We start from the raw sequence: 19,829 nt of genomic DNA, 5'->3' as shown, positions 1-19,829 counted from the left end.
GAGGTACTCCAGCAGTCGTTCGCGGTTGTCAGGCATCAGGCTCCAGGCGGCCGGGGGGCGGGGGCGAGGGGCCTGGAGAGAGCGGGAGCGGGTCTCGCAGGCGCCTCGTGCGACCCAGTGAGGGTCGCCGTCACGCTCCATGGGCTGCCGCGGCTACCGGCGCCGTGTGCGCCGGGGCTGGCCGCCGTTCGTGACGCTACGCGTCACGCATCGTGGTCGGTGGTGAGGAAGGTCGCGAGCTCCTCGAGCACGGCCTGCTCGTTGTCGCCCTCGACGGTGACGGTGAGCTCGTCGCCGTGCTCGATGCCGAGCGAGATGATCCCGAGGATCGACGCGGCGTTGACCGGGGTCGCGTCGCCCTTGGCGACGAGGACCTTCTGACCCGACTTCGCCGCGGCCTGGCTGAACAGCGAGGCGGGGCGGGCGTGGAGGCCCTTCGACGATGCAACCTGCACGGTGCGCTCGACCATGAACGTTTCTCCTTGATCCTGCAGTCGCGACTGCATCAGTGGTGCCCGGAGTCGGGCTCGCCCGGACGGACCGGGCGGGTGGAGGAGTCCCCGTCCGCGCCCGCGACGACCGCGCGAGCGGCGAAGAGGACGGGAAGGGTCTCGAGCACGGCATCGGCACCGTGCGCTCCGAAGACATCGGGCGGGAGGAGGGCGGCCGCGGCTCCCACGAGCTCCGCACGGTGGCGGAGTCCGTCGAACTGCGACTCGAGGTGCGGCCCCACGAGGAGGACGTCGGCCTCGGGGAGGGAGTGGTCGAGACCGGTGAGGGTCTCGGAGCGGAACACGGCATCCATGCCGCGCTCCTTCGCGCCCGCTCGCAGCCGGTGGGCCAGGAACGTGCTCGACGCGCCTGCACCGCAGACGATCAGGATCTTCCGCACCTCGTTCGCCTCCTCGCGTCCGGGTCGTGATTCATCCAAGCATCCCCTCGGAGGGGCGGCACCCTCCAGCAGACAATCTTCCGCGGGGGCGGAAGACGGCCCCTTCCGCCCGCGGCGCGGGGACTCCCGGGCGCGTCGCCGGGGTGATTGACTGGCGGAACGTACGACTCGTCGCCCGCGTCCTGCGGGCCCGCGGCACGGTCGTGGCGCTCCCGGCGCCCGCCCCGACCGCACGCCTGGAGCCTGATGCCTGACAACCGCGAACGACTGCTGGAGTACCTCTCCCGCGCCGACGGCTGGGTGACGGCGCACGAGCTCGCCGACAGGCTCGGCGTCACCACCCGCAGCGTCCGGAGCTACGTCACCGCGGTGAAGGCGCAGGCGGCCCCGCTGGAGCCGGTCGAGTCCTCCGCGAACGGCTACCGGCTCGCGCGCGAGGCGTACGCGGCGTACCTGGAGGCGCAGCGCAGCCGCGACGTCGAGCCCGACACCCCGCGCGACCGGCTGTACAGCATCGTCCGCCGTCTGGTCGACTCCGACGAGGGCCTGGACGTCTTCGCCCTCGCCGAGGCGCTGTCGGTGAGTGAGTCGACGGTCGACGCCGACCTGCGCCGGGTGAAGTCCCTCGCCGACGAGGCCGGCCTCGGACTGGTCCGCCGCGGCCCGTCGGTGCGCCTCGAGGGCAGCGAGGAGGCCCGCCGCCGCCTGATCTCCCGCATGTTCCGCGACGAGAGCGCGCAGGGGGTCTTCACCCTCGACGACGTCCAGCGCGAGTTCGCCTCCCCCGGGCTCGGCGCGTTCAAGACCGAGCTGCTGGTCGAGCTCGAGACCCGCGGCTACTACATCAACGACTACGGCGTGAACAGCGTCCTCCTCCACATCGCGATCGCCGTCGACCGGGTCGCCCGCGGCATCGGGGACTCCTCCGGCTCCCGCCCCTCCCCCGCGATCCACGGCGAGCTCGCCGCCCTGCTGGCGGAGCTGGTCGAGCGGCACTTCGCGACGCGCCTGACCGACGCCGAGCTCGCCCAGCTCGCGATCCTGATGACGACGCGGGTGGCGACGCCCGGGCAGAACGAGCCGGTCGCCACCGTGGTCGAGAACTACCTCGACCCGGAGGACCTCGCCGTCGTCCGCGATCTCGTCGCCGATGTGAACCGCGAGTACCTGGTCGACCTCGACGACGAGGGCTTCATCGTCCGCCTCGCCCTGCACGTGCGGAACCTGATCGCCCGGGCCTCCGAGGGCGGCTACTCCCGCAATCCGCTGACGCGCTCGATCAAGACCAGCTACCCGATGACGTACGAGATCGCGGTGTTCCTGGCGAGCGGGCTGCAGCGCCGGAGGGGCATCGTGGTCAACGAGGACGAGATCGCCTACATCGCCCTCCACGTCGGCTCGTTCCTCGAGCGGGTGTCGCGGCGGGAGGAGCGGCTGTCCTGCGTGATCGTCTGCCCCAACTACTACGACCTCGCGCACATGCTGCGTCTGCGCGTCGAGCGCTCGCTCGGAACCGAGGTGGAGGTGCGCTCGCTGATCACGCGGAGCGACGTCGACTGGGACCGGCTCACCGCCGACCTCGTGATCACCACGATCGACGAGCGTCCCGCGTCCGACGACGTCGTGGTCGTGCAGCCGTTCCTCACCGACCACGACGTCGAGACGGTGCGCCGGGCGATCGCCCGCGTCCGCCGGCACCGCCGCCGCGCGCAGATCAAGGACGAGCTGCTCCAGTTCTTCGACGAGGAGCTGTTCTTCCGCAACGTGCACGCGCGCGACGAGGCGGCGATGATCCGGATGCTGGGCGAGCGGATGATCGCCGGCGGCATCATCGACGAGGACTACGTCGACGGCGCCATCGAGCGCGAGCGGATGAGCTCCACGGCCTTCACCGACAACCTCGCGGTCCCGCACGCGATGGCGATGAGCGCCCGCCGCACCTCCATAGCGATCGTCGTGAACGACACGGCGATGGAGTGGGGCGAGCAGCGGGTGAACGTGATCGCGATGATCGCGTTCGCCTCGGCCGGCCGCAGCACCTTCCAGTCGGTGTTCGACCAGTTCGTCGAGGTGTTCGCCGACCGGGCGGAGGTGCAGCGCCTCATCCGGCGCTCGACGGACTTCGGCGGCTTCATCGAGGAGCTGGTGCGGGTGATCGACAGCTGACTGTCGATCACCCGCACCGGCTCCTCCGAGGCGGCAGCCGGGCGGTCCGGTGGACCGCCCTCGCCGCGGAAGACCGTGTCACGCGCCGGCGACCCTCACTGGGTCGCATCATCACCGCCGGACGCGCGTCGGCGCCGATCCGGTGGGCACGAGACCGCGCGGAGGCCGCGCACCCGGCAGAAGCAGGCGCCGCACGCCTCAGGCGAAGGGCGTCGGCACGATCCCGTAGGGGGCGAGGCCGGCCGCGCCGCCGTCGGCGAGCGTGGTGACCCAGATGCCGTCGTGGTGCACGGCGACGGAGTGCTCCCAGTGGGCGGCCATGCTGCTGTCCTCGGTCGCGACCGTCCACTCGTCCTCGCGGACGAACGTCTCGGCACTGCCCGCGGTGACCATCGGCTCGATCGCGACGACGAGCCCCGGCTTCACCTCGGGGCCGCGCTGGCGCACCCGGTAGTTGAAGACCGGCGGAGCCTCGTGCATGGTGCGCCCGATGCCGTGGCCGATGTAGTCGGTCAGGATGCCGTAGACGCGGCCCGAGCGCTCGGCCTCGTCCTCGATGTACTCCTCGATCGCCGCGCCGACCTCGTTGAGATGGCGGGCGGAGGCGAGGGCGGCGATCCCCCGCCAGAGGGATCCCTCGGTCACCCGCGAGAGCTCGGCGCGCGCCGCGACCTCCTCGGGGCGGGAGGGATCGGGCAGGACGACCGTCATCGCGGAGTCGCCGTTCCAGCCGTCGATCTCGGCGCCGCTGTCGATGGAGACCAGGTCGCCCGGCTCGAGCACGCGCCCGCCAGGGATTCCGTGGACGACCTCGTCGTTGACCGAGGAGCAGATCGTGTGCCGGTAGCCCGGGACGAGCTGGAAGTTCGAGTGGCCGCCGAGCTCGACGATCGCCGCCTCGGCGATCGCGTCGAGCTCGAGCGTGGTGACCCCCGGTCGGATCGCCGCGCGGACCGCGTCGAGCGACGCGGCCGTCGCGAGGCCCGGAGCGAGCATCGACCGCAGCTGGGCGGGCGTCTTGTAGAGCGAGGAGCGGAACGCCACGGCTCAGGCGGCCGGGGTGTCGAGGCGGCCCACCCGGTGGCCCTCGAGGGCGACGACGATCCGCTCGGTCACCTCGTCGACCGGCCCGAGTCCGTCGACCACGACCACGAGCCCGCGGGCCGCGTACACGTCGATGAGCGGCGCGGTCTGCTCCTCGTAGAGCGCGAGTCGGCGCCGGATGACGTCCTCGGTGTCGTCGCTGCGCCCCTGCTCGAGCGAGCGCTTGAGCAGGCGGCCGACGACCTCGTCGGGATCGGCCGTCAGCTGGACGACCGCGTCGAGCCGGTTGTCGTCCGCGGCGAGGATGCGGTCGAGCTCGTCGACCTGCTCCGTGGTGCGCGGGTAGCCGTCCAGCAGGAACCCGGTCGACGCGTCCGCCTCCTGGAGGCGGTCGTGCACGATCGCGTTGGTCAGCTCGTCCGGCACGTAGCGGCCGGCGTCGAGGTAGGCCTTCGCCTGGAGGCCGAGCTCGGTCTCGTTGGCGACGTTCGCGCGGAAGATGTCCCCGGTCGAGATGGCGGGCACCCGGAGGATGTCGCTCAGTCGAGCGGCCTGGGTCCCCTTGCCTGCGCCGGGAGGGCCGATCAGCAGGAGACGGAAGCCGATCGGGTGCGACGTCATCGGAGGAGTCCTTCGTAGTGGCGCTGCTGCAGCTGGGAGTCGATCTGCTTCACCGTCTCCAGGCCGACTCCGACGATGATCAGGATGGACGTGCCGCCGAAGGGGAAGTTCTGGTTCGCCCCGACCAGCGCGAGGGCCACGAGGGGCACGAGCGCGATGAGGCCGAGGTAGACCGATCCGGGGAGCGTCACGCGGGTGAGCACGTAGTTGAGGTACTCGGCGGTCGGGCGGCCGGCGCGGATGCCGGGGATGAAGCCGCCGTAGCGCTTCATGTTGTCGGCGACCTCGTCCGGGTTGAAGGTGATCGCGACGTAGAAGTAGGTGAAGCCCACGATCAGGAGGAAGTACAGCGCCATGTAGAGCGGGTGATCGCCCTTGGTGAGGTAGTTCGTGATCCAGGTGACCCAGACCGGTGCCTCCTGGCCCGCGGCGGGCTGGTTGAACTGCGCGATGAGCGCGGGCAGGTACAGGAGCGACGAGGCGAAGATGACGGGCACGACGCCGGCCATGTTGACCTTGATCGGGATGTAGGTGTTGTTGCCGCCGTAGGTGCGGCGGCCGACCATCCGCTTGGCGTACTGCACGGGGATCCGCCGCTGGGACTGCTCCACGAAGACCACGGCGACCACGAGCACGAGGCCCACGCCGAGGACGAGGAGGAAGGTCTCGAAGCCGCGCGACTGCGCGATCGACCAGAGCGAGGTGGGGAACTGGGCGGCGATCGAGGTGAAGATCAGCAGCGACATGCCGTTGCCGATGCCGCGCTCGGTGATGAGCTCGCCCATCCACATGATGATTCCGGTGCCCGCGGTCATGGTGACGACCATGAGGAGGATGGAGTACCACTCGTCGGTGATGATGAGCGCCGAGCACTCCGGCACGCCGGAGTTGCCGAAGAGGGCTCCCGAGCGGGCGACGGTGATCAGCGTCGTCGACTGGAGGACGCCGAGCGCGATGGTGAGGTACCGCGTGTACTGGGTGAGCTTGCCCTGACCGGACTGCCCTTCCTTGTACAGCGTCTCGAAGTGAGGGATGACCACGCGCAGCAGCTGCACGATGATCGACGCCGTGATGTAGGGCATGATCCCGAGCGCGAAGATCGACAGCTGGAGCAGTGCTCCACCGCTGAAGAGGTTCACGAGCTCGTAGAGACCCGAGGTGCCCTGGTTGCCGGCGAGACAGGCCTGCACGGCGCTGAAGTCGACGAATGGAGCAGGGATGAAGGATCCCAGCCGGAAGATCGCCACGATCGCGAGAGTGAAGCCGATCTTGCGGCGGAGGTCGGGGGTGCGGAAGATCCGCGCAACGGCGCCAAACACTACCTAAGGTCTCCTGCTCAATTCTGTGGTGCGGGATACAGGTCGAGCTTGCCACGCGCTCCCGGAGGGAGTCGGCGTGGCAAGCTCGACCGACAAGCTGCTGGTGCTACTTGATGGATCCGCCCGCAGCGACGATCTTCTGCTCGGCAGAGCTGGAGACCTTGTCGACCGCGACGTTCAGCTTAACCGCAATGTCGCCGTCCCCGAGGACTTTGACCTTCTCGTTCTTGCGGACAGCACCCTTGGCGACCAGGTCGCCGATGGTGACGTCGCCGCCCTGGGGGTAGAGCTCCGCGAGAGCGGACAGGTTCACGACCTGGTACTCGACCCGGAACGGGTTCTTGAAGCCGCGGAGCTTCGGGGTGCGCATGTGCAGCGGCATCTGCCCACCCTCGAAGCCGACGCGCACCTGGTAGCGGGCCTTGGTGCCCTTGGTGCCGCGACCGGCGGTCTTTCCCTTGGAGCCCTCACCGCGACCCACGCGGGTCTTGGCCTTCTTGGCTCCGGCAGCGGGGCGGAGGTGGTGGACCTTGAGCACGTGCTCCTTGGTCGCCGGCGCCGCCGCGCCCTTCGTGGTGGTCGCCTGCGCGGGAGTCGTGGACTCCGCGGCGGCGGCCTTCTTCGTCTCAGCCATTAGTCAATCTCCTCGACCTTCACCAGGTGGGCGACGGTCTTCACGTATCCGCGGTTCTGGGCGTTGTCCTCGCGGACGACGCTCTGACCGATCTTCCTGAGGCCGAGCGAGCGCAGCGTGTCGCGCTGGTACTGCTTCTCGCTGACCTTCGACTTGATCTGGGTCACCTTGAGCTGGGCCATCAGGCACCTGCCTTCGCGTTGGACGCGGCGGCGAGGGCGTCGGCCTCGGCACGGACGAGACGTGCCGGCGCGACCTGGTCGAAGTCGAGACCACGACGGGCGGCGACGGCGCGCGGCTCCTCGAGCTGCTTCAGAGCCTCGACGGTCGCGTGGACGATGTTGATGGTGTTCGACGAGCCGAGCGACTTGCTCAGGACGTCGTGGATGCCGGCGCACTCGAGGACGGCGCGGACGGGACCGCCGGCGATGACACCGGTACCCGCGGCGGCGGGGCGCAGGAGCACCACACCGGCGGCGGCCTCACCCTGGACGGGGTGCGGGATGGTCGAGGCGACGCGGGGGACGCGGAAGAAGTTCTTCTTCGCCTCTTCGACGCCCTTGGAGATGGCGGTCGGGACCTCGCGGGCCTTGCCGTAGCCGACGCCCACCAGTCCGTTGCCGTCTCCGACGACCACGAGCGCGGTGAAGCTGAAGCGACGACCGCCCTTGACGACCTTCGACACGCGGTTGATGGTCACGACGCGCTCGAGGAACTGGCTCTTCTCGGCGTCACGGCCACCGCGGTCGCGGCCACCCTGGTTGCGGTCGCGGCCGCCGCGGCGGGGCTCACGAGCCTCCTGCTGCGGCTGCGTGGACGCAGCGGTCTCGACGGGGGCCTCCGACACAGCGGCGACCTCGGGTTCCTTGTTCTCTGCGGCGCTCACAGGTTGAGCCCTGCCTCTCGTGCTCCATCGGCGATCGCGGCGACGCGACCGGCGTACTTGTTGCCTCCGCGGTCGAAGACGACCGCCTCGACACCGGCGTTCTTGGCGCGCTCGGCGACGAGCTCGCCGACCTTGCGCGCCTTGGCGGTCTTGTCGCCGTCGAACACGCGCAGGTCGGCCTCGAGGGTCGACGCCGACGCGAGGGTGCGGCCCTGAGCGTCGTCGACGACCTGCACGAAGACGTGGCGGGCCGAGCGGTTGACGACGAGGCGGGGGCGCTCGGCGGATCCGACGACCTTCTTGCGCAGACGGTCGTGACGACGACCGCGCGCAGCGGACTTGCTCTTTCCTCTGGTTCCGAGTCCCATGATCACTTACCGCTCTTTCCGGCCTTGCGGCGAACGACCTCGCCGGCGTAGCGCACGCCCTTGCCCTTGTAGGGCTCGGGCTTGCGGATCTTACGAATGTTGGCGGCCACCTCACCGACGGCCTGCTTCGAGATGCCGTGCACGGTGAGCTTGTTGTTGCCCTCGACCGTGAACGAGATGCCCGCGGGCGGAGTGACGACGACCGGGTGCGAGAAGCCGAGCGCGAACTCGATGTCCGAGCCCTTCGCCAGCACGCGGTAACCGGTTCCGACGACCTCGAGGCCCTTGGAGTAGCCCTGCGTGACACCGATGATGTCGTTCGCGATGAGCGTGCGGGTGAGGCCGTGGAGCGAGCGCGACTCGCGCTCGTCATCGGGACGCGAGACCAGCACCTGGCCGTTCTCGACGGACACCTGGATGGGGCTGGCGACCGAGACGGTCAGCTCGCCCTTGGGGCCCTTGACGGTCACAGCGGATCCGGCGACGGAGACGTCGACGCCCGCCGGGATCTCGATGGGGAGTCTTCCAATACGCGACATGAGGGGTTACCACACGTAGGCGAGGACTTCCCCACCCACGCCCTTCTTCTCGGCCTGGCGGTCGGTCAGCAGACCGCTCGAGGTGGACAGGATGGCGACGCCGAGGCCGCCGAGCACGGTGGGGATCTCGGCCGACTTCGCGTACACGCGGAGTCCGGGCTTCGAGACCCGCTTGATGCCGGCGATCGAGCGCTCGCGGTTCGGGCCGTACTTGAGGGAGATGGAGAGCGTCGTGCCGACGCGCGCCTCCTCGACCTTCCAGTCGGCGATGTAGCCCTCGGTCTTGAGGATCTCGGCGATGTTCGCCTTGAGCTTCGAGCCCGGGAGGGTGATGGAGTCGTGGTGCGCGGAGTTCGCGTTACGGATTCTGGTCAGCAGATCTGCGACCGGATCAGTCATGGTCATGGCTGATGGTGCCTTTCTCGCCTGGTTTCGGCACCCTTTACAAGAGTGACGACCTGTGGTGTGGGACGGCGCCGACGACGTCGACGCCCATGCGGCCGCGCGAACGCAGGCCAACGAGCCATGCTACATGGCCGAGGTCCTGCGGTCGAGGGCCGATCGTGCACGGGATCCGGAGATCCCGCATGGCTCCCGCCGCCGGCTCCGGGCGGACCGGTCCGGCGGCGGACGCACGACGAGGCCGGAGGGCGGTTCTCACCGTCCCCCGGCCTCGAGGCTTGCTGCTTACGCGTTGTCCGCCGACTTGAACGGGAAGCCGAGCTGCTTGAGCAGCGCGCGGCCCTCGTCGTCGGTCTTGGCGGTGGTCACGACGGTCACGTCGAAGCCGCGGACGCGGTCGATGCGGTCCTGGTCGATCTCGTGGAAGATCGACTGCTCCGTGATGCCGAAGGTGTAGTTGCCGTTGCCGTCGAACTGGCGGTCCGACAGTCCGCGGAAGTCGCGGATGCGGGGCAGCGCCACCGAGAGCAGGCGGTCCAGGAACTCCCAGGCGCGGTCGCCACGGAGGGTGACGTGAGCGCCGATGGCCTGGCCCTCGCGCAGCTTGAACTGCGCGATGGACTTGCGGGCCTTGGTGACCTGAGGCTTCTGACCGGTGATGGCGGTGAGGTCCTTGACCGCGCCGTCGATGATCTTGCCGTCGCGGGCAGCCTCACCGACACCGGTGTTGACGACGACCTTGACCAGGCCGGGGACCTGGTGGACGTTGCCGAAGCCGAACTGCTCCTGGAGAGCGGGGATGATGTCGGCCTGGTACTTGGCCTTGAGCCGCGGCTGAACCTTCGCAGCCACTGCGGTGGTGTCAGTCATTACAGTTCCTCACCCGACGCCTTCGCGTAGCGCACGCGAACGGTCTTGGTCACGCCGTCCTTGGTGACGGCCACGTTGCGGTGGCCGACCCGGGTCGGCTTCTTGGTCTTCGGGTCGACGAGCGCGACGTTGGAGATGTGGATCGAGGCCTCGACGGTCTCGATGCCCCCCTCCTTCGAGCCGCGCTGCGTCTGGCCGACGCGGACGTGCTTCTTGACGAAGTTCACGCCCTCGACGACGACGCGGTTGCGCTCGACCAGCACCTCGAGGACCTTGCCCTGCTTGCCGCGGTCTCCGCCGCGGGCCTGGGTAGCTCCCGAGATGACCTGGACGAGGTCACCCTTCTTGATCTTGGCCATGACTAGATAACCTCCGGTGCCAGCGAGACGATCTTCATGAACTTCTTGTCGCGGAGCTCGCGACCGACCGGTCCGAAGATGCGGGTGCCACGGGGGTCCCCGTCGTTCTTGAGGATGACGGCGGCGTTCTCGTCGAACTTGATGTACGAGCCGTCGGCTCGACGGGTCTGCTTGATGGTGCGGACGATGACGGCCTTGACCACGTCGCCCTTCTTCACGTTGCCACCGGGGATCGCGTCCTTGACGGTGGCGACGATGATGTCACCGAGGCCCGCGTAGCGGCGGCCGGAGCCTCCGAGGACGCGGATGGTGAGGAGCATCTTGGCGCCGGTGTTGTCGGCGACCTTGACTCGGGATTCTTGCTGAAGCATGTGTCTCTCCTGCTAACTCAAGTAGGCCGCGGCCTACTTGGCCTTCTCGAGGATCTCGACCAGGCGCCAGCGCTTGGTGGCGCTGAGGGGACGGGTCTCGCTGATGACGACGGAGTCGCCGATACCGGCGGAGTTCAGCTCGTCGTGGACCTTGACCTTGGACGTACGGCGGATGACCTTGCCGTACAGCGGGTGCTTCACCCGGTCCTCGACCTCGACGACGATGGTCTTGTCCATCTTGTCGCTGGTGACGTAGCCGCGACGGGTCTTGCGGTATCCGCGAGCGCCCGCCTCCTTCACGTCGTGGGCGGCCGACTCGTGGCCGGCGCTGTCATTGACGGTTGCCATTACTTGGCCTCCTCGTTCGACTCGGTCGCCTCGACCTCGGCCTTGGCGGCCTTCTTGGTCTTCGGCTTCTTCTCCGCCTTGGCCGGAGCCTCGACGGGTGCGGGGGTGGCGCGGATGCCCAGCTCGCGCTCACGGATGACCGTGTAGATGCGGGCGATGTCGCGCTTGACGGCACGCAGGCGGCCGTTGGTGTCCAGCTGACCGGTGGCCGACTGGAAGCGGAGGTTGAACAGCTCCTCCTTGGCCTTCTTCAGCTCGGTGACGAGACGCTCGTCCTCGTAGGTGTCGAGCTCGGCGGGGGCGAGCTCCTTGGATCCGATCGCCATTACGCGTCTCCCTCCTCGCGCTTGATGATGCGTGCCTTGAGGGGCAGCTTGTGGATGGCACGGGTCATGGCCTCGCGAGCGAGCTGCTCGTCGACGCCGGCGACCTCGAAGAGGACGCGACCCGGCTTGACGTTCGCGACCCACCACTCCGGCGAGCCCTTACCGGAACCCATGCGGGTCTCGGCGGGCTTCTTGGTGAGCGGACGGTCGGGGTAGATGTTGATCCACACCTTTCCGCCGCGCTTGATGTGACGCGTCATCGCGATACGAGCGGACTCGATCTGACGGTTGGTCACGTAGGCGGGGGTGAGGGCCTGGATGCCGAACTCACCGAACGACACCTTGGTGCCACCGGTGGCCTGGCCGGACCGGCCCGGGTGGTGCTGCTTGCGGTGCTTGACTCGACGCGGAATCAACATGGTTATGCCTCAACTCCTGCTGCGACGGGCGCCTCGCTCTGCTGGCGGGGTGCACGGCGCGGACGGTCGCTGCGCTCGGGGCGCGACGACTTGCTGTTCGCCTGCTCGCGGGCGAGCTCCTTGTTGGTGATGTCGCCCTTGTAGATCCAGACCTTCACGCCGATGCGGCCGAAGGTGGTCTTCGCCTCGTAGAAGCCGTAGTCGATGTTCGCGCGGAGGGTGTGCAGCGGCACGCGTCCCTCGCGGTAGAACTCCGAGCGGCTCATCTCGGCGCCGCCGAGGCGGCCGGAGACCTGGATGCGGACGCCCTTGGCGCCGGCGCGCTGAGCACCCTGCAGGCCCTTGCGCATCGCGCGGCGGAAGGCCACGCGGGCGGAGAGCTGCTCGGCGATGCCCTGGGCGACCAGCTGAGCCTCGGCCTCGGGGTTCTTGACCTCGAGGATGTTCAGCTGGATCTGCTTGCCCGTGAGCTTCTCGAGGTCGGCGCGGATGCGCTCGGCCTCGGCGCCGCGGCGACCGATCACGATGCCCGGGCGGGCGGTGTGGATGTCGACGCGGACGCGGTCACGGGTGCGCTCGATCTCGATGCGGGCGACGCCCGCACGGTCGAGCTGCGTGGCGAGGAGTCGGCGGATCTTGACGTCCTCGGCGAGGTAGTCGCTGTACCGCTGGCCCTTCTTGGTGCTGTCGGAGAACCAGCGCGACACGTGGTCGGTGGTGATTCCCAGACGGAAACCGTAGGGGTTTACTTTCTGACCCATTACTTGGTCCCCTCCTCAGGAGTGGCCAGCACGACGGTGATGTGGCTGGTGCGCTTGTTGATGCGGAAGGCACGACCCTGAGCACGGGGCTGGAATCGCTTGAGGGTGGTTCCCTCATCGACGAAGGCGCGGGACACGATCAGGTCCTGGTCGTCGAGGTACTCGTTCGAGGCATCGGCCTTGACGCGAGCGTTGGCCATCGCCGAGGCGACGAGCTTGTAGACGGGCTCGGACGCACCCTGCGGCGCGAACTTCAGGATGGCCAGTGCCTCCTGAGCCTGCTTCCCGCGGATCAGGTTCACGACACGGCGAGCCTTCTGGGGGGTGACGCGGATGTGTCGCACGCGTGCGATCGACTCCACCATTTCTCTCCTCCTTCTCGTCGCCGCGTCAGCGGCGACGGCCCTTCTTGTCGTCCTTCTCGTGACCGCGGAAGGTCCGAGTGGGGGCGAACTCGCCGAGCTTGTGGCCGACCATGGTCTCGGTCACGAACACGGGGATGTGCTTGCGACCGTCGTGGACCGCGATGGTGTGACCCAGCATCGCCGGGATGATCATCGAACGGCGCGACCAGGTCTTGATGACGTTCTTGTTGCCGGCTTCGTTGGCCGTGAACACCTTGCGGAGCAGGTGGTCGTCAACGAAGGGGCCCTTCTTGAGACTGCGAGGCATCTTCTACAACTCCTACTTGCGCTTCTTACCGGCGGTGCGGCGGCGAACGATGAGCTTGTCGCTCTCCTTGTTGGGGCGACGGGTGCGTCCCTCGGACTGACCCCACGGGCTGACCGGGTGGCGGCCACCGGAGGTCTTGCCCTCTCCACCACCGTGCGGGTGGTCGACCGGGTTCATCGCGACACCGCGGACGGTCGGGCGGACGCCCTTCCAGCGCATGCGGCCGGCCTTGCCCCAGTTGATGTTCGACTGCTCGGCGTTGCCGACCTCGCCGATCGTGGCGCGGCAGCGCGCGTCGACGTTGCGGATCTCGCCCGACGGCAGGCGGAGCTGCGCGTAGGGGCCGTCCTTGGCGACGAGGCGGACCGAGGTGCCGGCCGAGCGGGCGAGCTTGGCGCCGCCTCCCGGCTTGATCTCGATGGCGTGGATGACCGTACCGGTCGGGATGTTGCGCAGCGGCAGGTTGTTGCCGGGCTTGATGTCGGCTCCGGCGCCCGACTCCACGATGTCGCCCTGGGAGAGCTTGTTCGGGGCCAGGATGTAGCGCTTGGTGCCGTCCACGAAGTGGAGCAGCGCGATGCGCGCCGTGCGGTTGGGGTCGTACTCGATGTGAGCGACCTTGGCGTTGACGCCGTCCTTGTCGTTGCGACGGAAGTCGATCAGGCGGTACTGGCGCTTGTGGCCACCACCGATGTGACGCGTCGTGATGCGGCCGGAGTTGTTGCGGCCACCGGTCTTGGACAGCGGGCGCAGGAGCGACTTCTCGGGCGTCGAGCGGGTGATCTCGGCGAAGTCGGCAACGCTGGAGCCGCGGCGACCGGGGGTCGTGGGCTTGTACTTACGAATAGCCATTGTCTGTTTCCTCTACGCTTCTTCGGCTCAGCCGACGCTCGTGAAGATGTCGATGGAGCCGGACTTCAGCGTGACGATCGCGCGCTTGGTGTCCTTGCGCTTGCCGGTGCCGAACTTCGTGCGGCGGGTCTTGCCCTGGCGGTTCAGCGTGTTGATCGACGCGACCTCGACGCCGAAGATCTTCTCGATGGCGAGCTTGATCTCGGTCTTGTTCGAACGCGGGTCGACCACGAAGGTGTACTTGCCCTCGTCGATCAGTCCGTAGGACTTCTCCGAGACCACCGGGGAGATGATGACGTCGCGGGGGTCCTTGTTGAACGCGGCGGACTGGCTCATGCGTTCACCTCTTCCTTGTTGGACTCGACGCCCGACTTGGCCGCGATGAACGCGTCGAGCGCGCCCTTCGAGAACACGATGTCGTCGGAGACGAGCACGTCGTACGCGTTGAGCTGGTCGGCCGGCAGGATGTGCACGAACGGCACGTTGCGGAGCGAGAGCTCGGCGATGTAGTCGTCGCGCTCGAGCACCACGAGGACGTTGCGCGACACCGAGAGGGCGTCGAGCAGGACGAGGACGTCCTTGGTCCGGGGGGTGTCGCCGAGGGCGAGGGACTCGACCACGTGGATGCGGGCGCCGCGTGCGCGGTCCGACAGAGCGCCGAGCAGAGCCGCGGCGATCATCTTCTTGGGGGTGCGCTGCGCGTAGCTGCGGGGGGTCGGTCCGTGGACCACGCCACCGCCGGTCATGTGCGGGGCGCGGATCGAGCCCTGACGAGCGCGACCGGTTCCCTTCTGCTTGAACGGCTTGCGACCGGCTCCGGAGACCTCACCGCGGTTCTTCGTCTTGTGGGTTCCCTGGCGCGCCGCGGCGAGCTGGGCCACGACGACCTGGTGGATGAGGGGGATGTTGGTCTGGACGTCGAAGAGCGCGGCGGGGAGCTCGACCGAGCCCGCCTTCTGGCCCTTGACGTCGATGATGTCGACAGAGGTAGCCATGGAACTACGCTCCCTTCACGGCGTTGCGAACGAACACGAGGCGACCGCGGGCACCGGGGACGGCGCCCTTGACGAGCAGCAGGCCCTTCTCGGCGTCGACGGAGTGCACCTTGAGGTTGAGCACGGTGACGCGCTCGCCACCCATGCGACCGGCCATGCGCATGCCCTTGAAGACACGGCTGGGGGTCGAGGAGGCGCCGATGGAGCCGGGCTTGCGGTGGTTGCGGTGCGAACCGTGCGAAGCCGAGACGCCCTTGAAGTTGTGGCGCTTCATGACACCGGCGAAGCCCTTGCCCTTGCTGGTGCCGACGACGTCGACCTTGGTGCCGGCCTCGAAGACGGCGTCCACGGTCAGCTCCTGGCCGGCCGAGTAGTCGGCGGCGTCGGAGGTGCGGACCTCGGTGAGGTGGCGGCGGGGGGTGACGCCCGCGGCGTCGAAGTGACCGGCGGCGGGCTTGTTCACCTTGCGCGGGTCGATCGCACCGGCGGCGAGCTGGACGGCGGTGTAGCCGTCCTTCTCCTCCGTGCGGACCTGGGTCACGACGTTGGGGCTGATCTCGATGACGGTGACCGGCACGAGCTTGTTGTCCTCGTCCCAGACCTGGGTCATTCCGAGCTTGGTGCCGAGGAGGCCCTTGCTGGTCTTCAGCGTGGGGGAAACAGTGACAGACATGGTGGCACTCCTCCTTAGAGCTTGATCTCGATGTTGACGTCGGCCGGCAGGTCGAGGCGCATGAGCGAGTCGACGGCCTTGGGCGTCGGGTCGATGATGTCGATGAGGCGCTTGTGGGTGCGCATCTCGAAGTGCTCGCGGCTGTCCTTGTACTTGTGGGGAGAACGGATCACGCAGACCACGTTCTTCTCCGTCGGCAGCGGCACGGGGCCGACCACCGTTGCACCGGCACGGGTGACCGTGTCGACGATCTTGCGCGCCGACGTGTCGATGACCTCGTGGTCGTACGACTTCAGTCGGATGCGGATCTTCTGTCCCGCCATGTGTGATCTCTCACTCTCTTGTTATTGCGTCGTACGCGACTCCCCCGGCCGGAGCCGGACTCGTCTCGCATTGGACGCGCTCGCGAAGGAACTCCGGTGACCCGGAAAAGTGCAACCAGTGTTCTTCTGTCAAAAGCACCGCATCCCGGGGGCGCTCCGATCGGCGTGCAGAACGCACGACGCACGGAGAACCCGTTGAGATGTCGGTTGTTGTCGTTCTGCTACCCGCCGCCTCGACGTCGCACCCGCGTGGCCGCCCTCTCGGGTCGAGCCTCCGCGATGCCGTCTCGGCACTGCCTGGCAGTGTCCCCCTCCGAGCAGCACGCCGCCCGAGAGGAAATTTTGAACTAGAAGAGTCTCCCACAGATGCCCCACCCCTGCAACCCGGGCGTGTCGCGCCGGAGGGCTCCTCCACGACCGCGTCGTGACCGCCCCTCGGAGCCGATGATCCCCGGCCGCGCCGCGGGCAGGAGGGCCTCCCCTGCTACTCGAAGAGCAGCGCCCGGACGGCGGTCTCGGCCGAGGCGGGGCGCGACGCGTCGATCGTCTCGCCGGCGCGGAAGTGGTCCAGCAGTCGCGGGTCGACGTAGCTGGCGCGGGCGACCGTGGGCGTGTTGCCGAGCACGTCGGAGGCGTCGCGCATCGCCTGGGCGATCGCGGAGTTCCGAGCGCGCTGCGTGGCCTGCGGGCCCGACTTCGCCAGGCTCAGCGCAGCGGCGACCGTGCCGTGCAGAGTGCGGAAGTCCTTCGCCGTGAAGTCGTCCCCCGCGCGCTCGCGCACGTAGTCGTTGATCTCGGGCGCCGAGACCGGCCGCCACTCCCGCCCGTCCTTCCAGGCGAGCAGGCGGGCGTTCGGTCCGCGCCGCTTGAGTGCACGGACGACCCGCGAGAGATCGTGGTCGAGGATCTCGCTCGTCCACGCCTGGTGGCTCTTCCCCGGGAAGGCGAGGGCGACACGGTCCCCGTGGGTCGTGGCGTGCGCGCACAGGAGCGTCGAGAGGCCGATGCTGCCGTGCTCCTTCGCGTACCTCTCGCTGCCGACGCGGAGCGACCCGGTGTCGAGCATCCGGAAGGCGGTCGCCAGCGCCCGCTCGCGGCTGGGCCCGTCCGATCGGAGGGCGATGGTCACGGCCCGGCGCGCCCCGGGCAGGGCCTCCGCGAGCCGCAGTGCCCGGTCGAACTTGATCCGATCCTTCTGCTCGCGCCAGGTCGGATGGTAGATGTACTGGCGGCGGCCGGCCGAGTCGACGCCGGTGGCCTGGATGTGCCCGTTGGGGTACGGGGCGATCCAGACGTCCGTCCAGGCCGGCGGGATGCCGAGACGGTCGAAGCGCGCGCGCAGCTCCGTGTCGGCGACCGTCGCGCCCTTCGGGTCGCGGTAGCTGAAGCCGGAGCCCGCACGCACCCGGGTGTAGCCGCGTCCGCTCGAATCGGTCCTGCGGAGTCGTTGCGCGCGAGTGTCAGCCATCGATCCGACGATAGGACGGCGGATCGGAGGGCCGCACCCGCTTGACGGCGGGGAGGAGCAGTCGGACGGGAGCCGCTACTCGTTGCCGATCCGCTTGTCGGCCTGGCGCTTCAGGTCCTCGATGCGGTCGTCGTACTTGCCGTTGGTGAGGCGGCTGGCGATCTCGCCGGCCTTCTCGAGGGTCTGGTCGGAGACCTGCTCGGCCTTCTCGCTCCGCAGCGCGTCCTGGGCCTTCCGGCTGTTGAGCAGTTCGCCGGCCTGGCGTCCGAGCTTCCCGAGATCCACGATGATGCCTCCTTGTCGACGCGCACAGGGCGGCGCGTGCCTCAGTGTGGCGCTCCCGGCTGAGGGAACGGTGCGGGCGCGCCGGTCAGCCGGCCAGCGCGATCACCCGCGCCGCGGCGTCGACCAGGGCGCGGCCGTAGGTGGGACCGTGACCGGCAGCGTGGACGGCGAGCGGGTGCAGCTGGTGCAGCGGCACCCGCTCCTCGTAGCCGGCTTCCAGCGGATGCTGCTCGCGGTAGCCCTCGAGGACGGCGCCGAGGTGCGGAGCGCCGAAGAGGGACAGCATCGCCAGGTCGGTCTCGCGGTGGCCGCCGTGAGCGGCGGGGTCGATCAGGACGGCGCCCTCCGCCGACCAGAGCACGTTGCCGGTCCAGAGGTCCCCGTGGATCCTGGCGGGCCCCGCCCCGTCGTCGAAGGCGCCCGCCGCCACCCGGTCCAGCGCCCGCTCGACGGCCCGCGACTCGGCTGCGGTGAGGGTTCCCGCCTCCACGGCGGGGCCCAGGAACGGGCGCACCCGCTGCTCCGCGTAGAAGCGCCCCCACGAGTCGTCGGGGCGGCACGGCATCGCGCGGCGGCCGATGTACGCGGGGCCGGTCCAGCCCGGGGGCGGTGCTCCGAAGGCGGTGGCTCCCGCGTCGTGCGTCCGGGCGAGCGCGGCGCCGAAGGCGCGAGCCGACTCGGCCGACGGGCGGACCGAGCGGATCTCCTCCAGTTCGATGCGCCCGGGCGACACCGCCTCCACCCCGACGCAGCGCGCACCCCCGTCCGCCTCGCGCAGCCAGCCCAGGCCGGCCGCCTCCCACTCGAAGAACTGCGGGCGGGCGCGGGGGTCGCTCTTCACGAAGGGCATGCGGCCACGCTAGCCGGGCGTCCCGGGAACGACGAGAGGGGCCGCCCGCCGAAGCGGACGACCCCTCTCGGGAGATCGGTAGGACGGACCTACTTGACGATCTTGGTGACCGTACCGGCACCCACGGTGCGTCCACCCTCACGGATGGCGAAGCCGAGGCCCTCCTCCATGGCGATCGGCTGGATCAGCGCGACCGTCATGTCGGTGGTGTCGCCGGGCATGACCATCTCGGTGCCCTCGGGCAGCGTGATGACGCCGGTGACGTCGGTGGTGCGGAAGTAGAACTGCGGACGGTAGTTCGCGTAGAACGGGTTGTGACGCCCACCCTCATCCTTGGACAGGATGTACGCGGTGCCCTCGAAGTCCGTGTGCGGCGTGACCGAACCCGGCTTGACGACGACCTGGCCGCGCTCGACGTCCTCGCGCTTGGTGCCGCGGAGGAGCAGACCGCAGTTCTCGCCGGCCCAGGCCTCGTCGAGCTGCTTGTGGAACATCTCGATTCCGGTGACCGTGGTCTTCTGCGTCGGGCGGATGCCGACGATCTCGACCTCGGAGTTTAGAGCGAGGGTTCCGCGCTCCGCACGGCCGGTGACGACGGTTCCACGACCGGTGATCGTGAAGACGTCCTCGATCGGCATCAGGAACGGCTTGTCCTTGTCGCGCACCGGGTCCGGGATGGACTCGTCGACCGCGTCCATGAGGTCGAGGATCGACTGGGTCCAGGTCTCGTCGCCCTCGAGGGCCTTGAGGCCGGAGACGCGCACGACGGGAGCGTCGTCGCCGGGGAAGCCCTGCGACGAGAGGAGCTCGCGGACCTCGAGCTCGACGAGCTCCAGGATCTCCTCGTCGTCCACCATGTCGGCCTTGTTCAGGGCGACGAGGAGGTAGGGGACGCCGACCTGCTTGGCGAGGAGGACGTGCTCACGGGTCTGAGCCATCGGGCCGTCGGTGGCGGCGACCACGAGGATCGCGCCGTCCATCTGGGCCGCGCCGGTGATCATGTTCTTGATGTAGTCGGCGTGACCGGGGGCGTCGACGTGCGCGTAGTGGCGCTTCGGCGTCTCGTACTCGACGTGCGAGATGTTGATCGTGATGCCGCGCTGGCGCTCCTCGGGAGCGGAGTCGATCGACGCGAAGTCACGCTGGACGTTGGTCGCGGACGGGAACTTGTCCGCCAGAACCTTCGAGATCGCCGCGGTGAGCGTGGTCTTTCCGTGGTCGACGTGACCGATGGTTCCGATGTTGACGTGCGGCTTGGTCCGCTCGAACTTGGCCTTAGCCACTGTGGGTCCTCCTCAGGACTTAGGTGCAAGCATCCGCATCCGGGCGGCCGCACGGGGCGACACGAGGACAGGAGGACTTGCGGGGGTTTTGTGTACGTATGTT

Annotated in this window: 30 protein-coding genes; 1 reads left to right on the top strand and 29 read right to left on the bottom strand. The window is 68.9% G+C overall.

The window, feature by feature from the left end; translation table 11 throughout:
• Positions 1–203 precede the first annotated feature (203 nt).
• On the bottom strand, positions 204–470 hold the full coding sequence (locus C5C24_RS05660) for an HPr family phosphocarrier protein (RefSeq protein WP_104277022.1): 267 nt from the start codon (positions 468–470) through the stop codon (positions 204–206).
• A gap of 35 nt (positions 471–505) precedes the next feature.
• A complete protein-coding gene (locus C5C24_RS05655) occupies positions 506–931 on the bottom strand; it encodes a PTS sugar transporter subunit IIB (RefSeq protein ID WP_181065531.1) in 426 nt (141 codons plus the stop codon).
• A gap of 207 nt (positions 932–1,138) precedes the next feature.
• On the opposite strand from C5C24_RS05655, the gene C5C24_RS05650 reads away from it, so the two are divergent.
• Complete coding sequence (locus C5C24_RS05650; protein ID WP_104304494.1) at positions 1,139–3,058, top strand: BglG family transcription antiterminator; 1,920 nt, start codon at positions 1,139–1,141, stop codon at positions 3,056–3,058.
• A gap of 198 nt (positions 3,059–3,256) precedes the next feature.
• Here the strand turns inward: C5C24_RS05650 and map are convergent, their stop codons facing one another.
• The 27 genes from map to tuf form a co-directional block, all read right to left on the bottom strand.
• A complete protein-coding gene (map, locus tag C5C24_RS05645; RefSeq protein WP_104277020.1) occupies positions 3,257–4,102 on the bottom strand; it encodes a type I methionyl aminopeptidase in 846 nt (281 codons plus the stop codon).
• Positions 4,103–4,105: 3 nt separating this feature from the next.
• Entirely contained in the window at positions 4,106–4,723 is a 618-nt protein-coding gene (locus tag C5C24_RS05640) for an adenylate kinase (protein WP_181110094.1), read from the bottom strand.
• Positions 4,720–6,042, bottom strand: a complete 1,323-nt coding sequence (gene secY, locus C5C24_RS05635) for a preprotein translocase subunit SecY (RefSeq protein ID WP_104277019.1) — start codon at positions 6,040–6,042, stop codon at positions 4,720–4,722. The genes C5C24_RS05640 and secY overlap by 4 nt, the downstream gene beginning before the upstream one ends.
• 106 nt (positions 6,043–6,148) lie before the next feature.
• Positions 6,149–6,676, bottom strand: coding sequence for a 50S ribosomal protein L15 (gene rplO, locus C5C24_RS05630; RefSeq protein WP_104226755.1), 528 nt, complete (start codon positions 6,674–6,676; stop codon positions 6,149–6,151).
• Entirely contained in the window at positions 6,676–6,858 is a 183-nt protein-coding gene (gene rpmD, locus C5C24_RS05625; protein WP_181024623.1) for a 50S ribosomal protein L30, read from the bottom strand. Before rpmD ends, rplO begins: the two co-directional genes overlap by 1 nt.
• On the bottom strand, positions 6,858–7,562 hold the full coding sequence (rpsE, locus tag C5C24_RS05620) for a 30S ribosomal protein S5 (protein ID WP_104224559.1): 705 nt from the start codon (positions 7,560–7,562) through the stop codon (positions 6,858–6,860). The genes rpmD and rpsE overlap by 1 nt, the downstream gene beginning before the upstream one ends.
• Positions 7,559–7,930 carry a 50S ribosomal protein L18 gene (rplR, locus tag C5C24_RS05615; RefSeq protein WP_056037296.1) on the bottom strand — a complete coding sequence of 124 codons (372 nt, stop codon included), beginning with the start codon at positions 7,928–7,930 and terminating at the stop codon, positions 7,559–7,561. Before rplR ends, rpsE begins: the two co-directional genes overlap by 4 nt.
• Positions 7,931–7,932: 2 nt before the next feature.
• On the bottom strand, positions 7,933–8,469 hold the full coding sequence (gene rplF, locus C5C24_RS05610; RefSeq protein ID WP_104224560.1) for a 50S ribosomal protein L6: 537 nt from the start codon (positions 8,467–8,469) through the stop codon (positions 7,933–7,935).
• Between the two features lie 6 nt (positions 8,470–8,475).
• The gene (gene rpsH, locus C5C24_RS05605) at positions 8,476–8,874 is read right to left on the bottom strand and encodes a 30S ribosomal protein S8 (RefSeq protein WP_068209423.1); all 399 of its coding nucleotides are present in this window, start codon (positions 8,872–8,874) and stop codon (positions 8,476–8,478) included.
• Between the two features lie 282 nt (positions 8,875–9,156).
• Positions 9,157–9,741, bottom strand: a complete 585-nt coding sequence (gene rplE, locus C5C24_RS05600; RefSeq protein ID WP_104277018.1) for a 50S ribosomal protein L5 — start codon at positions 9,739–9,741, stop codon at positions 9,157–9,159.
• Complete coding sequence (rplX, locus tag C5C24_RS05595) at positions 9,741–10,100, bottom strand: 50S ribosomal protein L24 (protein ID WP_104224561.1); 360 nt, start codon at positions 10,098–10,100, stop codon at positions 9,741–9,743. Before rplX ends, rplE begins: the two co-directional genes overlap by 1 nt.
• 2 nt (positions 10,101–10,102) lie before the next feature.
• Entirely contained in the window at positions 10,103–10,471 is a 369-nt protein-coding gene (gene rplN, locus C5C24_RS05590) for a 50S ribosomal protein L14 (RefSeq protein WP_104224562.1), read from the bottom strand.
• Between the two features lie 33 nt (positions 10,472–10,504).
• A complete protein-coding gene (gene rpsQ, locus C5C24_RS05585; protein WP_104224563.1) occupies positions 10,505–10,819 on the bottom strand; it encodes a 30S ribosomal protein S17 in 315 nt (104 codons plus the stop codon).
• Positions 10,819–11,145: a 50S ribosomal protein L29 gene (gene rpmC / locus C5C24_RS05580; protein WP_104224564.1), complete on the bottom strand. Its 327-nt coding sequence runs from the start codon at positions 11,143–11,145 to the stop codon at positions 10,819–10,821. The genes rpsQ and rpmC overlap by 1 nt, the downstream gene beginning before the upstream one ends.
• Positions 11,145–11,564, bottom strand: a complete 420-nt coding sequence (gene rplP / locus C5C24_RS05575) for a 50S ribosomal protein L16 (RefSeq protein ID WP_068209436.1) — start codon at positions 11,562–11,564, stop codon at positions 11,145–11,147. Before rplP ends, rpmC begins: the two co-directional genes overlap by 1 nt.
• A gap of 2 nt (positions 11,565–11,566) precedes the next feature.
• Positions 11,567–12,325 carry a 30S ribosomal protein S3 gene (gene rpsC / locus C5C24_RS05570; RefSeq protein WP_068209439.1) on the bottom strand — a complete coding sequence of 253 codons (759 nt, stop codon included), beginning with the start codon at positions 12,323–12,325 and terminating at the stop codon, positions 11,567–11,569.
• Positions 12,325–12,690, bottom strand: a complete 366-nt coding sequence (gene rplV, locus C5C24_RS05565; RefSeq protein ID WP_077221988.1) for a 50S ribosomal protein L22 — start codon at positions 12,688–12,690, stop codon at positions 12,325–12,327. The genes rpsC and rplV overlap by 1 nt, the downstream gene beginning before the upstream one ends.
• Positions 12,691–12,715: 25 nt before the next feature.
• Positions 12,716–12,997 (bottom strand): 30S ribosomal protein S19, encoded by a 282-nt coding sequence (rpsS, locus tag C5C24_RS05560; RefSeq protein ID WP_055787078.1) that lies wholly within the window; start codon positions 12,995–12,997, stop codon positions 12,716–12,718.
• Positions 12,998–13,009: 12 nt separating this feature from the next.
• The gene (gene rplB, locus C5C24_RS05555; protein WP_055787074.1) at positions 13,010–13,849 is read right to left on the bottom strand and encodes a 50S ribosomal protein L2; all 840 of its coding nucleotides are present in this window, start codon (positions 13,847–13,849) and stop codon (positions 13,010–13,012) included.
• Between the two features lie 27 nt (positions 13,850–13,876).
• On the bottom strand, positions 13,877–14,185 hold the full coding sequence (gene rplW, locus C5C24_RS05550) for a 50S ribosomal protein L23 (protein ID WP_068209445.1): 309 nt from the start codon (positions 14,183–14,185) through the stop codon (positions 13,877–13,879).
• Positions 14,182–14,844 (bottom strand): 50S ribosomal protein L4, encoded by a 663-nt coding sequence (gene rplD, locus C5C24_RS05545; RefSeq protein WP_104224565.1) that lies wholly within the window; start codon positions 14,842–14,844, stop codon positions 14,182–14,184. The genes rplW and rplD overlap by 4 nt, the downstream gene beginning before the upstream one ends.
• 4 nt (positions 14,845–14,848) lie before the next feature.
• Positions 14,849–15,517 (bottom strand): 50S ribosomal protein L3, encoded by a 669-nt coding sequence (gene rplC / locus C5C24_RS05540; RefSeq protein WP_104277017.1) that lies wholly within the window; start codon positions 15,515–15,517, stop codon positions 14,849–14,851.
• 14 nt (positions 15,518–15,531) lie between these two features.
• Positions 15,532–15,840, bottom strand: coding sequence for a 30S ribosomal protein S10 (gene rpsJ, locus C5C24_RS05535; protein ID WP_005050520.1), 309 nt, complete (start codon positions 15,838–15,840; stop codon positions 15,532–15,534).
• 484 nt (positions 15,841–16,324) lie between these two features.
• Positions 16,325–17,308, bottom strand: coding sequence for a DNA topoisomerase IB (locus C5C24_RS05530; RefSeq protein ID WP_104304493.1), 984 nt, complete (start codon positions 17,306–17,308; stop codon positions 16,325–16,327).
• Positions 17,309–17,383: 75 nt separating this feature from the next.
• The gene (locus C5C24_RS05525; protein WP_159939075.1) at positions 17,384–17,593 is read right to left on the bottom strand and encodes an antitoxin; all 210 of its coding nucleotides are present in this window, start codon (positions 17,591–17,593) and stop codon (positions 17,384–17,386) included.
• Between the two features lie 85 nt (positions 17,594–17,678).
• Entirely contained in the window at positions 17,679–18,443 is a 765-nt protein-coding gene (locus C5C24_RS05520) for a fructosamine kinase family protein (protein WP_104304492.1), read from the bottom strand.
• Positions 18,444–18,532: 89 nt separating this feature from the next.
• Positions 18,533–19,726 carry an elongation factor Tu gene (tuf, locus tag C5C24_RS05515; protein ID WP_104277013.1) on the bottom strand — a complete coding sequence of 398 codons (1,194 nt, stop codon included), beginning with the start codon at positions 19,724–19,726 and terminating at the stop codon, positions 18,533–18,535.
• Positions 19,727–19,829: the final 103 nt, after the last annotated feature.

Origin of the sequence: Rathayibacter sp. AY2B3 (assembly GCF_002931755.1) — a bacterium.
Taxonomy (GTDB): Bacteria; Actinomycetota; Actinomycetes; order Actinomycetales; family Microbacteriaceae; genus Rathayibacter.
This window is presented reverse-complemented; position numbering and strand designations above follow the sequence as displayed.

What these genes read in the sequence shown, in the direction of transcription:
- rpsH (WP_068209423.1), bottom strand. Translation starts at nt 8,874, where the DNA reads ATGACCATGACTGATCCGGTCGCAGATCTGCTGACCAGAATCCGTAAC.
- rplV (WP_077221988.1), bottom strand. Translation starts at nt 12,690, where the DNA reads ATGGTGGAGTCGATCGCACGCGTGCGACACATCCGCGTCACCCCCCAG.
- rpsJ (WP_005050520.1), bottom strand. Translation starts at nt 15,840, where the DNA reads ATGGCGGGACAGAAGATCCGCATCCGACTGAAGTCGTACGACCACGAG.
- rplX (WP_104224561.1), bottom strand. Translation starts at nt 10,100, where the DNA reads ATGGCCAAGATCAAGAAGGGTGACCTCGTCCAGGTCATCTCGGGAGCT.
- rpsC (WP_068209439.1), bottom strand. Translation starts at nt 12,325, where the DNA reads ATGGGTCAGAAAGTAAACCCCTACGGTTTCCGTCTGGGAATCACCACC.
- rplR (WP_056037296.1), bottom strand. Translation starts at nt 7,930, where the DNA reads ATGGGACTCGGAACCAGAGGAAAGAGCAAGTCCGCTGCGCGCGGTCGT.
- rpmD (WP_181024623.1), bottom strand. Translation starts at nt 6,858, where the DNA reads ATGGCCCAGCTCAAGGTGACCCAGATCAAGTCGAAGGTCAGCGAGAAG.
- rplF (WP_104224560.1), bottom strand. Translation starts at nt 8,469, where the DNA reads ATGTCGCGTATTGGAAGACTCCCCATCGAGATCCCGGCGGGCGTCGAC.
- C5C24_RS05530 (WP_104304493.1), bottom strand. Translation starts at nt 17,308, where the DNA reads ATGGCTGACACTCGCGCGCAACGACTCCGCAGGACCGATTCGAGCGGA.
- rplD (WP_104224565.1), bottom strand. Translation starts at nt 14,844, where the DNA reads ATGGCTACCTCTGTCGACATCATCGACGTCAAGGGCCAGAAGGCGGGC.
- rplE (WP_104277018.1), bottom strand. Translation starts at nt 9,741, where the DNA reads ATGACTGACACCACCGCAGTGGCTGCGAAGGTTCAGCCGCGGCTCAAG.
- C5C24_RS05520 (WP_104304492.1), bottom strand. Translation starts at nt 18,443, where the DNA reads ATGCCCTTCGTGAAGAGCGACCCCCGCGCCCGCCCGCAGTTCTTCGAG.
- rplC (WP_104277017.1), bottom strand. Translation starts at nt 15,517, where the DNA reads ATGTCTGTCACTGTTTCCCCCACGCTGAAGACCAGCAAGGGCCTCCTC.
- rplB (WP_055787074.1), bottom strand. Translation starts at nt 13,849, where the DNA reads ATGGCTATTCGTAAGTACAAGCCCACGACCCCCGGTCGCCGCGGCTCC.
- rpmC (WP_104224564.1), bottom strand. Translation starts at nt 11,145, where the DNA reads ATGGCGATCGGATCCAAGGAGCTCGCCCCCGCCGAGCTCGACACCTAC.
- rplO (WP_104226755.1), bottom strand. Translation starts at nt 6,676, where the DNA reads ATGGCTGAGACGAAGAAGGCCGCCGCCGCGGAGTCCACGACTCCCGCG.
- C5C24_RS05640 (WP_181110094.1), bottom strand. Translation starts at nt 4,723, where the DNA reads ATGACGTCGCACCCGATCGGCTTCCGTCTCCTGCTGATCGGCCCTCCC.
- rpsQ (WP_104224563.1), bottom strand. Translation starts at nt 10,819, where the DNA reads ATGGCAACCGTCAATGACAGCGCCGGCCACGAGTCGGCCGCCCACGAC.
- rplW (WP_068209445.1), bottom strand. Translation starts at nt 14,185, where the DNA reads ATGAGCCAGTCCGCCGCGTTCAACAAGGACCCCCGCGACGTCATCATC.
- C5C24_RS05660 (WP_104277022.1), bottom strand. Translation starts at nt 470, where the DNA reads ATGGTCGAGCGCACCGTGCAGGTTGCATCGTCGAAGGGCCTCCACGCC.
- rplN (WP_104224562.1), bottom strand. Translation starts at nt 10,471, where the DNA reads ATGCTTCAGCAAGAATCCCGAGTCAAGGTCGCCGACAACACCGGCGCC.
- C5C24_RS05650 (WP_104304494.1), top strand. Translation starts at nt 1,139, where the DNA reads ATGCCTGACAACCGCGAACGACTGCTGGAGTACCTCTCCCGCGCCGAC.
- rpsS (WP_055787078.1), bottom strand. Translation starts at nt 12,997, where the DNA reads ATGCCTCGCAGTCTCAAGAAGGGCCCCTTCGTTGACGACCACCTGCTC.
- rplP (WP_068209436.1), bottom strand. Translation starts at nt 11,564, where the DNA reads ATGTTGATTCCGCGTCGAGTCAAGCACCGCAAGCAGCACCACCCGGGC.